Source organism: Mycolicibacter heraklionensis (genome assembly GCF_001021505.1).
Lineage (GTDB): Bacteria > Actinomycetota > Actinomycetes > Mycobacteriales > Mycobacteriaceae > Mycobacterium > Mycobacterium heraklionense.
Genome location: NZ_LDPO01000023.1, coordinates 27,000 through 39,461, shown reverse-complemented (window position 1 = coordinate 39,461; position 12,462 = coordinate 27,000). Strand labels below are relative to the sequence as shown.

Sequence of the window (12,462 nt, the reverse complement as noted above, 5' to 3'; positions counted from 1 at the left end):
GCGCTGAACTGCTGCTAGACTCGCTTTCGCGACCGTCCCGGCGTACGCCAGGACAGCAAGTGGAGTTCCCTCCCACCACTAGCCGAGGAGCAATCCTTGGGCTCAGTGGTCCGGTCGCAGGCGGTGTAAACCGCCTGCTCTGCGCGGTGCGCAGGCGGCTTGATGTTGTTCAGGCCGTGATCGGTCGGTATGGGCCCTGCTTCGTGCAGGGCTTTTTTGCTGGTGGGTGGGGTCAGCGCCGCTGCGTCCGGACGAGCACTGCGGCGGCCGCGACCGAAGACTACCCAAGGAGGTCCCATCAGCACTGAGATCCGCGTCAACGAGCGCATTCGTGTACCTGAGGTTCGTTTGATCGGCCCGGGCGGGGAGCAGGTAGGCATTGTGCGCATCGAAGATGCGCTTCGCGTCGCCGCGGATGCCGATCTCGATCTTGTCGAAGTCGCACCGACCGCCAAACCGCCGGTCTGCAAGATCATGGACTACGGCAAGTACAAGTACGAGGCGGCTCAGAAGGAGCGCGAGTCTCGCAAGAACCAGCAGCAGACCGTCGTCAAGGAACAGAAGCTGCGTCCCAAGATCGACGACCACGACTATGCGACGAAGAAGGGCCACGTGGTCCGCTTCCTCGAAGCCGGGGCGAAGGTCAAGGTGACGATCATGTTCCGCGGCCGTGAGCAGTCCCGGCCCGAACTCGGCTACCGCCTGCTGCAGCGGCTGGGCGCCGACGTGGCCGAGTACGGCTTCGTCGAGACCTCCGCCAAGCAAGACGGACGCAACATGACGATGGTGCTGGCACCGCACCGCGGCGCGAAAACCCGTGCCAAGGCAGCAGAAGACGCCGGCGCGGGCGCCAAGCCCCCCGCCCCCGCCCCCGCGGCGGACGCGGCCGAGCAGCAGCCCGAGAACTGAAAACCCGACAGCAGAACTGAGGAAACATGCCCAAGGCGAAAACCCACAGCGGCGCTTCGAAGCGATTCCGTCGCACCGGAACCGGCAAGATCGTCCGGCAGAAGGCCAACGCCCGCCACCTGCTCGAGCACAAGCCGAGCACCCGCACCCGTCGGCTGGCCGGCCGCACCGCGGTGTCTGCCAACGACACCAAGCGCGTCAACGCGATGCTGAACGGCTAATTGCCGCTTTTGCAACGCAACCCCCTTACGCCCCAACGAGAGTAGGAACACCCCATGGCACGCGTGAAGCGCGCAGTCAACGCCCAGAAGAAGCGCCGTACAGTCCTGAAGGCTTCGAAGGGTTACCGTGGCCAGCGGTCGCGGCTGTACCGCAAGGCCAAGGAGCAGCAGCTCCACTCAATGACCTACGCCTACCGCGACCGTCGCGCCCGCAAGGGTGAGTTCCGCAAGCTGTGGATCTCGCGCATCAACGCCGCGGCCCGCGCCAACGACATCACCTACAACCGGCTGATCCAGGGCCTCAAGGCCGCCGGTGTCGAGGTGGACCGCAAGAACCTGGCCGAGATCGCCGTCAGCGACGCGGCTGCCTTCACCGCGCTGGTCGAGGTCGCCCGGGCCGCGCTGCCCGAGGATGTCAACGCGCCCTCCGGCGAGGCTGCCTGACCCGAACCGAGCCGATGCTGACCGAACGTTCGGCCCGGGTGGTCGCGGCGGTCAAGCTGCATCGGCACGTGGCCAGGAAGCGCGAACAGCGCTTCCTGGCCGAGGGGCCCAATCTGATCGAGGCCGCCATCGCTCGCGGCCTGGTCCTCGAGGTCTTCGCCACCGAGTCGGCGGCGCAGCGTCACCACGACCTGCTGGCTTGCTCGCAGGTACCGGTCCAGCTGGTCACCGACCGCGCGGCTAAAGCATTGTCGGACACCGTCACTCCGGCCGGATTGGTCGCGGTGTGCGCGCACGCCGAAGCGGATCTGCGCGCATCACTGGCCGAGCATCCGCAGCTGGTGGCCGTGGCGGTGGGCATCGGCGAGCCCGGTAACGCCGGGACTCTGATCCGTATCGCCGACGCCACCGGCGCCGATCTGGTGGTGCTGACCGGCAACAGCGTTGATCCCTACAACGGCAAGTGTCTGCGCTCCTCTGCGGGCAGCATCTTCCACGTCCCGGTGGTCGTGGCCGCTGACACCGACGCCGTGCTCGCCGCGTTGGGGGAGGCGGGTTTACAGGTGCTCGCGACGGCACTGGACGGGGAGCTGAGCCTCGACGACGCGGATCCGGTGCTGACCGCGCCGACTGCGTGGCTATTCGGCCCGGAAGCCCAGGGTCTGCCGGCCGAGGCCGCAGCCGCCGCCGACCACCGGGTACGCATTCCGATGGCAGGCGGCGCTGAGAGCCTCAATGTTGCTGCGGCAGCAGCGATCTGCCTCTACCAAAGCGCGCGAGCCCAGCGCCGGGGCTAGGCGGCCTTGGGCTTGCGGCGTGGCGGTCGCGGGGTCAGGCCGCTGCCGGCGGCCAGCGAGAAGGTGCTGTGCATCAGCGCCCCGGCGCGCTCCACCAGTTTCATGCCCCGGCTGACCGGCGGGACGTAGTGCATCCCGCTGCGGCGCCGGTCTTTTGGTGGTCCGCTGAACCACGGGGCTTCGATGGGCGGTGTGTCGCTGGGGATCTTGCCCTGCTCGCGTCGGTATCCGGCCAGCGCGCGCGGGTGCAGCCGGATCTCGTCGGGCACGAAGCTGAATGCCACGTGGCTGACCTTGCCCAGCAGCCGCAGCAGCACCTCGTCGCTCTCTGACCAGCGCAGACCGGCCTTTTCCCGCACCACCGGCTCGAACAACCCTGCCGCCACCCAGCGTTGGGCCGCCAGCGCCGGTTTGAACATCTGGTGCCACACCGCGTCGGGCATCGGGACGAACCAGGGCTTCGGGATGCGGATGTTCAAGATGTCGATGGCAGCCGGTGTCAGCTCCAGCTCGTCCTCGCAGACCCGGTTCCAGTACTCGCAGAACTCTTCCCAGGACTTCGGGACGGGGCGCATGCTCATGCCGTACATCTGGTACCACTGCACGTGCTCGTCGAAGAGCTGGCGCTTCTCGGCCAAGGTGAGCCCGCCGTCGAAGTACTCAGCGAGTTTGATGATCAACATGAAGAACGTGGCGTGCGCCCAGTAGAAGGTGTCGGGGTCCAGCGCGTGATAGCGCCGGCCCTTCTCATCGACCCCCTTGATGTCGCGGTGGTAGTCGCGGATCGATGCGCCGGTGTGCTGTGCCCGGATGCCGTCATAGACCACGCCCATGATCGGGTACACCGACCGCGTCACCCGCTGCATCGGCTCACTCAAGATGCTGGAGTGCTCGGTCACGCCGGCGCCCAGGCCGGGGTACATGTTCTCGATGGCGCCGATCCAGACGCCCATGATGCCGGTGCGCAGGTCGCCGAAGTACTTCCAGGTCAGCGAATCGGAGTTCAACGGCTCCACCGCGGGAGCGGGTTTGGGAGCGGTTTTGGCAACGCTCTGGGCACCTTCGTCGGCGGGCGGGGAAGCCTGCTCAACGGACGCGGTCGGCGTAACGGTCATCACGTCTCCTGTCTTGAAACCTGAAACTACGATAATTGTGACAACGGCCGTTGTCTACATTCGTTGTGGCGCGTCGCGTCAAAACCGCCGATCGTGGCGTGTGCCACTGTCGGGGTCGTTGCCGGTCTCCGCGAGCGCCACCTACCCTGAGTCACATGGACCTCGAGCCGGCCCCTCGGCAGGCTGATGGGCTCGGGGAGGCGGTGGAGATGCCCGACCAGCCCAGCCCCAACCGCCGCCCAACGTTCTCCCTGGATGAGGCCGCGGCCTGGCTGAACCGCACCACCAACGACGTCCGGATCGTCGACCTGGTCCGGCGGGTGCGACGGGTGTTGCCCGGGGACCCGGAATTCGGTGATCCGCTGTCCACCGCCGGAGACGGGGGACCGCAGGCCGCCGCGCGGGCGGCCGATCGCCTGATGGGAGATCGCTCGGCAGCCTCCCGCGAGGTCAGCCTGGGCGCGTTGCAGGTCTGGCAGGCCCTGACCCAACGGATGTCGCGGGTGCCGGGCAATGCTGAGGCGACGCTGGTCTTCACCGACCTGGTCGGTTTCTCAACGTGGTCGCTGCAGTCCGGCGACGACGCCACTCTCACGCTGCTGCGGCGGGTGTCGCGGGCGATCGAGCCGCCGCTGCTGGATGCGGGTGGACGCATCGTCAAACGGATGGGCGACGGGCTGATGGCCGTGTTCCGGGATCCGCTGGTCGCCGTCGCCGCGGTCCTGGAGGCACAAGAGGCCATCCGCGAAGTAGAGGTCAACGGGCACACGCCGCGGATGCGGGTCGGCATCCACACCGGCCGGCCGCAGCGGTTGGCCGACGACTGGCTGGGCGTGGACGTCAACATCGCCGCCCGGGTCATGGAACGCGCCGCCAAGGGCGGGATCGTGGTTTCCGGGCCGACATTGGAACGTATCGATCCGGCCGCCCTTGATGAGCTGGGCGTGGTAGCCAAGCGGGCGCGCCGTCAGGTGCTCGCCGCCAAGACCAGCGGCGTCCCGGCGGATCTGACGATGTACCGCCTGAAGGTAGTTCGCCAGAGCCCTTCGGACACCGACTGATTGCGCGTCGTTAACTGGCTTGTGGGCCGGTCAGATTGCTGCGCACGAGTGGATGAAGCCCGTTCCTTGGAATACCCTGCGGTGAGCAACGTAACTATTTGACCGGTTTACACAGGTCGTCTTAACGCAGAAGCGGGGAATCATGTCAGGTCGGCAGCAGCGTCGGAACAACGGCCGTAAGACGAATCGGCTGGTGGGCGCCGGTGGCACGGCGGCGGCGTTCCTGACGTTCGGCATGGCCCCGTTGGCAGCGGCTCCCACGGCGCGCGCCGACTGGGACTTCGACTGGTTGGACAACCTGTTCACCCCCGTCTCAGACTCGTCGAGCGGCTGGGACAGCAACGCCTGGGACATCAGTTCGTGGTTCAGCTCGGACCCGGGCAGCGCCGCCGACACCAGTGCGTTCGACGTCTCGGCGCTGTTCAACACGCTGTTCTACCAGCCGTTCCACTCGGCCATGGAGTCGTGGATCGACAACTCGGCCAACGCCTGGATCGTCAACATGGTCAACAGCTGGGCGCCCGAAGGCCAGATTTATCTGGGCGATGGCGCTGACGGCACGGCGGAGAACCCTGACGGCGGCAACGGCGGGCTGTGGTTCGGTGACGGCGGGGCCGGTTACTCCGCGGGCGCTGACGAGGACGCCGACGCTTCGATCGGCGGCGGCATGGGTGGTAACGCCGGCTGGTTCGGCAACGGCGGCGCCGGTGGCGCGGGTGCTGTGGGCGGCGACGGCGGCGCGGGCGGCCTCGGCGGCTCGATCATGGGCATCGGCGGCGCGGGTGGCGCCGGCGGTGACGGGGGTGACGGGGGTGACGGTGGCGCCGCGATGGGCTGGCTCTTCGGGATCGGCGGCGCGGGTGGCGACGGTGGTGTGGGCGCGACCGGCGCGACCGGCATCATTGGCACGTGGGCCGATAGCGGCACCGGCATTGGTGGTACCGGTAACGATGGCGCCGCGGGCGGCAAGGGCGGCAACGGCGGTGCTGCGAGCGGCTCCCTGTTCGGCACCGGCGGTGCCGGCGGCAAGGGCGGCGCCGGCGGCGAAGGCGGCCAGGGCGGCACCGGCGCAGCGGGCGAGGACAACCCCGGTGGGCTCAACGGCGGTACCGGCGGCAACGGCGGTAATGGTGGCGTCGGTGGTGTGGGCGGCACCGGCGGTGCCGGCGGCACGCTCGGTGTCAAGGGCGCGGACGGCGCGGCCAGCACGATCAACGGCAACGGCGGTAGGGGCGGCACCGGTGGCGCCGGCGCCGACGCCGAGGGCGGCAATGCCGCCGGCAATGGTGGTCTCGGCGGTAACGGTGGCGTCGGCGGCGACACCGGTAACGGCGGCGCTGGTGGTACCGGTGGCGCAGGTGGTGCCGGTGATGCCACGCACGATGCTGGTACCGGTGGCAACGGTGGGACCGGTGGTGACGGCGGCAAGATCGGCAACGGCGGCTCGGGTGGTACCGGCGGTGCCGGCGGGATCAGCGGTACGGCCGGTAACGACATGAACGGCGGCAGCGCGGCTGTCGGCGGGACGGGCGGTGTCGGCGGCAACGGCGGCAAGGGCGGTACCGAAGCGGGCAACGGCGGCAATGGCGGTGTCGGTGGTGCCGGTGGAGCCGGGCACGACGGCATTAAGGGCACGAACGGTCAAGACGCCACCGTTGCGGGCGACAACGGCGGCAATGGTGGCCAAGGCGGCAACGGCTTCGACGGCGGTGTGGGCGGCAAGGGCGGTCTAGCCGGTGCGGCCCAGAGCGACACCGGCTCCGACGGAGCTAACGGTGCTGGTGGCCAGGGCGGTGCCGGCGGGGCCGTCGGTGCGGGCGGAAACGGCGGCAACGGCGCGAACGGCACCTGGGACAACGGCGGCGACGGTAGCGGCGGCAATGGCGGTCAGGCAGGTCAAAACGGCGAAGAGGTCGGCAACGGCGGAGCCGGCGGCGCCGGCGGCGGCGAAGGCGACGATGCAGGCGCCACCGGCGCTCAGGGTGAAGACGGCAGCATCTTCCCCTCCCAGGCCAGCTCGGGTGGTAACGGCGGCAACGGCGCCGCCGGTACCGCGCTGCACAACGACGGCGGCAAGGGCGGCAACGGTGGCGACGGTAAATACGGCGGCGATGGCGGCAGCGGCGGCAACGGCGGCAACGCCTACGCAGGGAGCAATGGTGCCGGTGGCGACGGTGGCACCGGCGGCAACGGCGCCGACGGCAACGGCTCAATCCCGAGCAACGGCGGTCACGGCGGCACAGGTGGCAATGGCGGCAAGGCCGCCGGTACCGGCGCTGGCGGTCAGGGCGGCAATGGTGGCGATGGGGGTAACGGCGGAACCGGCCTGACGGGTGCTGACGGCGACTTCGCCAGCGGCAACGGAAATGGCGGTAACGGCGGCGCCGGCTACAACGGTGGTAACGGCGGCGCCGGCGGTGCCGGCGGCGGGTCCGACTCCGGCACCAACGGCAACGGCGGCAACGGCGGTGACGGTGGCCAGGCGGGTGCGGGGGGCAACGGTGGTGACGGGGCCAACGGGGAGTGGGATTCCAAGGGCCAGTATGGCTACGGGTCCGGTGGCACCGGCGGCAACGTCGGCAGCGTGGGCTCGGTGGGTAAGGCCGGCGCGGCGGGCGACGCAGGTACTGGCGGCACGGGCGGCGAAGCCGGTACCGCCGGTGCGGACGGCCAAGGGATCTACGACCCCAACAATGTCCATGGCGGCAGTGGCGGCAACGGCGCGGCCGGCGACTCTCTGCACCTGAACGGTGGCACCGGTGGTGACGGTGGCACCGGCGGGACCAACGGCGATGGCGGCACCGGTGGTTTGGGCGGAAACGCCTACGCCACCACCGGCACCGCAACCACCGGCGGCAATGGCGGTGTTGGTGGCAAGGGCGGTGCGGGCGGCACGGTCGCCGGTGATGGTGGTGACGGCGGTAACGGCGGCAACGGGTCCAGCACTAAATCCGACTTCACCAACACCACCACCGCCACCAAGGGCGGCAACGGCGGTGCGGGCGGAAAGGGCGGAGCCGCGACCAACGGCGTCGGCGGCGACGGGGGCAAGGGCGGCACCGCCGGCTCCGGCACTCAGTACGGCGGCACCGGTGGCGCGGGTGGTGCCGGCGGTGCCGGAACTACCGGAGGCGGTAAGGGCGGCGACGGTGGTGCCGGCGCAGTCGCTACCGGCTGGTCGTCCGACGGCACCTGGGGCATCGACGGATTCACTAACAAGTTCGCGGCCGGCACCATCCTCGGCGTCTCCGGCGCTGGTGGCGCCGGCGGTGCTGGTGGTGCGGCAACCACCGGTACCGGTGGCACCGGCGGCAATGGTGGCATCGGCGGTGCGATCGCGAAAGCTCCCGACGACGGCACGGTGGTCATCTGGGGTGGTGCGGGTGGCGCCGGCGGCGCCGGGGGCGCTGCAACCGTCAGTGCCGGCACGGATGACGCTCCGGCCCCCGACAGCGGCAACGGCGGCAATGGCGGCAACGGTGGCGCTGGTGGGCAGGGCACCATCACCGGCGGCAGCGGTGGCAGTGGTGGGGCCGGTGGGGCCAGCACCGACGGTGTCGGCGGCAAGGGCGGCAACGGTGGCACCGGCAGCGAGAGCACTGGCTGGAATGACGCCAACGGCAACCTGGCCGGCAAGGGCCAGATCCTCGGCTTCGGCGGCAGCGGGGGCACCGGCGGCGCCGGTGGCAACGGTGAGACCGGCGGCAACGGCGGTGACGGCGGTACGGCCGCCGCCGGCATTACCGGCGGAAGCAAGTACGGCTCCGGCGGCACCGGCGGGGCCGGCGGAGCGGGCGGAACCGGCACCACCGGAGATGGCGGCGACGGCGGCAAGGGCGGCGACAGCGGCAACGGCAGTTGGCGGGCACAGGCCGGCGGCGCCGGTGGCGCGGGCGGCAACAGCACCAGCGGTGACGGCGGTAAGGGCGGCGCCGGTGGTAACGGCGGCAGCCTCAACGGCAGTGCTACCGCACCGACCAACGGCCAGGCGGTCACAGTCGGCGCCGGCGGTGCGGGCGGTAACGGCGGCAGCAGCACCGATTCCGCCACTACCGGCCACGGTGGCGACGGCGGCAAGGGTGGCAACGGCGGCAACGGCGTCGGCACCACCAAGGGCGGTGCCGGCGGCACCGGCGGCACCGGCGGTAAGGCGGGCAGCGTGGCAGGTGCGGCCGGCACCAAGCCCGCCGCACCTACCGACACCAACGGTGTCGAAGGTGGCGCCGGCGGCGCTGGAGCCGAGCCCAAGGCGCCTTAACCCATCCGACGAAAGCCCCGCACACCGGCCACCGCGTGCGGGGCTTTCGTCGTGATGTCGATAAGATCGACGCTTGCGTCTCAGCCAAAATCACAGCCAGTAGGGGGAGTTTCCTCGCGTGGGCGAACAACCAGTCGACCCGTCCGTCGTCTCCGACGCGACCCTGACCTCGGCGCTGCAGGCAGCGCAGGCCGCCTTTGCCGCGGCCGCCGACCTGGATGCGTTGGCCCACGCCAAAACCGAGCACCTCGGTGACAAGGCGCCGCTGGCACTGGCACGCCAGGCGCTGGCCAAACTGGACAAGACCGCGCGCGCCGACGCGGGGAAGCGTGTCAACGCCGCCCGCACCGACGCCCAGCGCGCCTACGACGAGCGCCTGGCGGCCCTGCGCGCCGAGCGCGACGCTGCCGTGCTGGCCGCCGAGAGCATCGACGTCACCCTGCCCTCGGCCCGGAAGCCCGTCGGCGCGCGGCACCCCATCACCATGCTGGCCGAACACGTCGCCGACACCTTCGTCGCGATGGGCTGGGAACTGGCCGAGGGCCCCGAGGTCGAAGCCGAACACTTCAACTTCGACGCACTGAACTTCCCGGTCGACCACCCCGCGCGCAGCGACCAGGACACCTTCCACATCGCCCCGCCCGGATCGCGGCAACTGCTGCGCACCCACACCTCCCCGGTGCAGATCCGCGCCCTGCTGGCCCGCGAACTGCCCGTCTACGTCGTCTCGATCGGGCGCACCTTCCGCACCGACGAACTCGACGCCACCCACACCCCGGTGTTCCACCAGGTCGAAGGCCTGGCGGTCGACCGTGGACTGACCATGGCGCACCTGCGCGGCACCCTGGACGCCTTCGCTCAGTCGGAGTTCGGGCCGGCCGCCAAGACCCGTATCCGGCCGCACTTCTTCCCGTTCACCGAGCCGTCGGCCGAGGTCGACATCTGGTTCGAGGGCAAGAAGGGCGGACCCGGCTGGGTGGAATGGGGCGGCTGCGGAATGGTGCACCCCAACGTGCTGCGTGCGGTGGGCATCGACCCGGCCGAATACTCCGGCTTCGCGTTCGGCATGGGATTGGAGCGAACCCTGCAGTTCCGCAACGGAATTCCCGACATGCGCGACATGGTCGAGGGCGACGTCCGGTTCTCCCTGCCGTTCGGGGTGGGTGCCTGATGCGCATCCCCTACAGCTGGTTGCGTGAGACGCTGATCGCCGGCGCGCCGGGCTTCGACATTACCGCCGAGGAACTTGAGCAGGCGCTGCTGCGAATCGGCCACGAGGTCGAGGGCGTGCACACCCTGGGTCCGGTCACCGGTCCGTTCAAGGTCGGCCGCGTCGTCGAGATCGAGGAACTCACCGAATTCAAGAAGCTGATCCGGGCCTGCCGCGTCGACGTCGGAGAAGCGGAGCCGCGTGACATCGTCTGCGGTGCCAGCAATTTCGCCGTCGGCGATCTGGTGGCGGTGGCGTTGCCGGGAGCGGTGCTGCCTGGTGACTTCGCGATTGCCACCCGCAAGACCTACGGCCGCACCTCCGACGGCATGATCTGCTCGGCTTCCGAAATCCGGCTGAGCACCGACCATTCCGGCATCCTGGTGCTGCCGGCGGGCACGGCCGAACCCGGCGCCGACGCTCATGAGGTGCTGGGTCTGGACGATGTGGTCTATGAGCTAGCGATCACCCCCGACCGCGGCTACTGCATGTCGGTGCGCGGGCTGGCGCGTGACATCGCCTGCGCCTTGGACTTGGACTTCGCCGACCCGACTGCGGTACCGGCGCTGCCCGCGGAGGGGGAGGCCTGGCCGCTGAGCGTGCAGCCGGGCACCGGGGTGCGCCGCTTCGCGCTGCGCAGTGTCACCGGTATCGACCCGGCGGCGGTATCGCCGTGGTGGCTGCAGCGCCGCCTGGCACTGTGCGGCATCCGGGCGATCTCGCCGGCCGTCGACGCCACCAACTACGTCATGGTCGAACTCGGCCACCCGATGCACGCCCACGACCGGGCCCGCATCACCGGCGGATTCGACATCCGGTTTGCTCGGGATGGCGAGACCGTCACCACGTTGGATGACATCGAACGCAAGCTGGAGCCGGTCGACGTGCTCATCGTCGACGACGTCGCGACCGCCGCGATCGGCGGCGTGATGGGCTCGGGCAGCACCGAAATGCGCGACGACTCAACCGATGTGCTGCTGGAGGCCGCGATCTGGGATCCCGCGGCGGTGTCGCGGACCGCGCGGCGCCTACACCTGCCTAGCGAGGCGGCGCGGCGCTACGAGCGCTCCGTCGACCCGGCTATCTCGGTGGCCGTGCTGGACCGCTGCGCGGCGCTGCTGGCCGAGATCGCCGGCGGAGTCATCGGGGCGGGGCTGACCGACTGGCGCGGCGACCCGCCGGTCCAGAATTGGAGTCAGGCTCCCGTCGAGATCGCCGCCGACCTGCCGGACCGCACCGCGGGGGTGAGCTACCCCGATGGCACCACCGTGCGGCGGCTCACCCAGATCGGCTGCCACGTGGCGGCCGCCGGTGACGTACTCACGGTCACCCCACCGAGCTGGCGTCCGGACCTGCGTCAGCCCGCCGACCTGGTCGAGGAGGTGTTGCGGCTGGAGGGGCTGGAGTCCATCCCGTCGGTCCTGCCGACCGCGCCGGCCGGGCGTGGGCTGAGTGCCACCCAGCGCCGACGCCGCGCGATCGGCAAGTCGCTGGCCCTGGCCGGCTACGTCGAGGTGCTCACCACACCGTTCTTGCCCGCCGGAGTCTTCGACACCTGGGGCCTGGCCGACGACGACCCGCGCCGTAACACCGTGTCGGTGCTCAACCCGCTGGAGGCCGACCGGCCCCAGCTGGCCAGCACCCTGCTGCCGGGCCTGCTGGAAGCGTTGGGCCGCAATGTGTCCCGGGGGATGAGCGACGTCGCACTGTTCGCGATCGCCCAGGTGGTGCAGTCGGCGGGCCCGGCCGAGTTCCCGGCCGTCACCCCGGTCCGGCGCCCCACCGACGCCGAGATCGCCGGCATCGACGCGGCCCTGCCGCGCCAGCCGCAGCACATCGCGGTCGCGCTGACCGGCCTGGCCGAACCCCGCGGGCCGTGGGGCCCGGGCCGGCCGGTGGAAGCCGCCGACGCCATCGAGGCGGCACGGGTGATCGCCCGTGCCAGCGGTGTCGAGGTCACGCTGCGCTCCGCGGCGTATCTGCCGTGGCACCCGGGCCGCTGCGCCGAGGTGCTGGTGGGAGGGACCCTGATCGGCCATGCCGGACAGCTGCACCCGGCCGTCGTCGAACGCGCCGGCCTGCCCAAGGGCACCTGCGCTGTTGAGCTGAACCTGGACGCCATCCCGGTGACCGCCGCGCTGCCGGCGCCCCGGGTGTCGCCGTTCCCGGCGGTGTTCCAGGATCTGGCCCTGGTGGTCGATGAGAAGGTGACGGCCCAATCGGTGGCCGATGCGGTGCGTGAGGGCGCCGGTGAGCTGCTGGAGGACATCGCGCTGTTCGACGTCTACACCGGCCCGCAGGTCGGTGAGGGCCGCAAGTCGCTCGCGTTCGCGCTGCGCTTCCGGGCCGCCGATCGCACGCTCACCGAGGACGAGGCCAGCGCCGCCCGCGACGCCGCCGTGGCCCGTGCCGCCGAGGCCGTCGGCGCCGCCTTGCGGGGGTAGCTC

Annotated in this window: 9 protein-coding genes; 8 read left to right on the top strand and 1 reads right to left on the bottom strand. The window is 70.5% G+C overall.

The genetic code is table 11. The annotated features are described in order from the left end of the window. Nucleotides 1-258 precede the first annotated feature (258 nt). From infC to ABW16_RS20265, 4 genes are read left to right on the top strand one after another with little or no spacing between them, the layout of a single operon-like run. Entirely contained in the window at nucleotides 259-909 is a 651-nt protein-coding gene (gene infC / locus ABW16_RS20280) for a translation initiation factor IF-3 (protein ID WP_109519695.1), read from the top strand. A 26-nt stretch (nucleotides 910-935) separates the two neighbouring features. Continuing rightward, nucleotides 936-1,130: a 50S ribosomal protein L35 gene (gene rpmI, locus ABW16_RS20275; RefSeq protein WP_047320993.1), complete on the top strand. Its 195-nt coding sequence runs from the start codon at nucleotides 936-938 to the stop codon at nucleotides 1,128-1,130. 54 nt (nucleotides 1,131-1,184) lie between these two features. Beyond that, nucleotides 1,185-1,574: a 50S ribosomal protein L20 gene (gene rplT, locus ABW16_RS20270; RefSeq protein ID WP_024442881.1), complete on the top strand. Its 390-nt coding sequence runs from the start codon at nucleotides 1,185-1,187 to the stop codon at nucleotides 1,572-1,574. A 14-nt stretch (nucleotides 1,575-1,588) separates the two neighbouring features. After that, a complete protein-coding gene (locus ABW16_RS20265; RefSeq protein ID WP_047320992.1) occupies nucleotides 1,589-2,371 on the top strand; it encodes a TrmH family RNA methyltransferase in 783 nt (260 codons plus the stop codon). Here ABW16_RS20265 and ABW16_RS20260 read toward each other — a convergent pair. Beyond that, nucleotides 2,368-3,486 carry an oxygenase MpaB family protein gene (locus tag ABW16_RS20260; protein WP_082134233.1) on the bottom strand — a complete coding sequence of 373 codons (1,119 nt, stop codon included), beginning with the start codon at nucleotides 3,484-3,486 and terminating at the stop codon, nucleotides 2,368-2,370. The genes ABW16_RS20265 and ABW16_RS20260 overlap by 4 nt on opposite strands. A gap of 155 nt (nucleotides 3,487-3,641) precedes the next feature. Between ABW16_RS20260 and ABW16_RS20255 the strand changes: the two genes are divergently transcribed. The 4 genes from ABW16_RS20255 (at nucleotide 3,642) to pheT (ending at nucleotide 12,459) form a co-directional block, all read left to right on the top strand. Further along, the gene (locus ABW16_RS20255; protein WP_082134232.1) at nucleotides 3,642-4,547 is read left to right on the top strand and encodes an adenylate/guanylate cyclase domain-containing protein; all 906 of its coding nucleotides are present in this window, start codon (nucleotides 3,642-3,644) and stop codon (nucleotides 4,545-4,547) included. 142 nt (nucleotides 4,548-4,689) lie between these two features. Then, complete coding sequence (locus tag ABW16_RS26945) at nucleotides 4,690-8,805, top strand: PGRS repeat-containing protein (RefSeq protein ID WP_052957024.1); 4,116 nt, start codon at nucleotides 4,690-4,692, stop codon at nucleotides 8,803-8,805. Nucleotides 8,806-8,923: 118 nt separating this feature from the next. Then, the gene (gene pheS / locus ABW16_RS20245) at nucleotides 8,924-9,976 is read left to right on the top strand and encodes a phenylalanine--tRNA ligase subunit alpha (RefSeq protein ID WP_047320991.1); all 1,053 of its coding nucleotides are present in this window, start codon (nucleotides 8,924-8,926) and stop codon (nucleotides 9,974-9,976) included. Further along, complete coding sequence (gene pheT / locus ABW16_RS20240; RefSeq protein ID WP_047320990.1) at nucleotides 9,976-12,459, top strand: phenylalanine--tRNA ligase subunit beta; 2,484 nt, start codon at nucleotides 9,976-9,978, stop codon at nucleotides 12,457-12,459. The genes pheS and pheT overlap by 1 nt, the downstream gene beginning before the upstream one ends. Nucleotides 12,460-12,462: the final 3 nt, after the last annotated feature.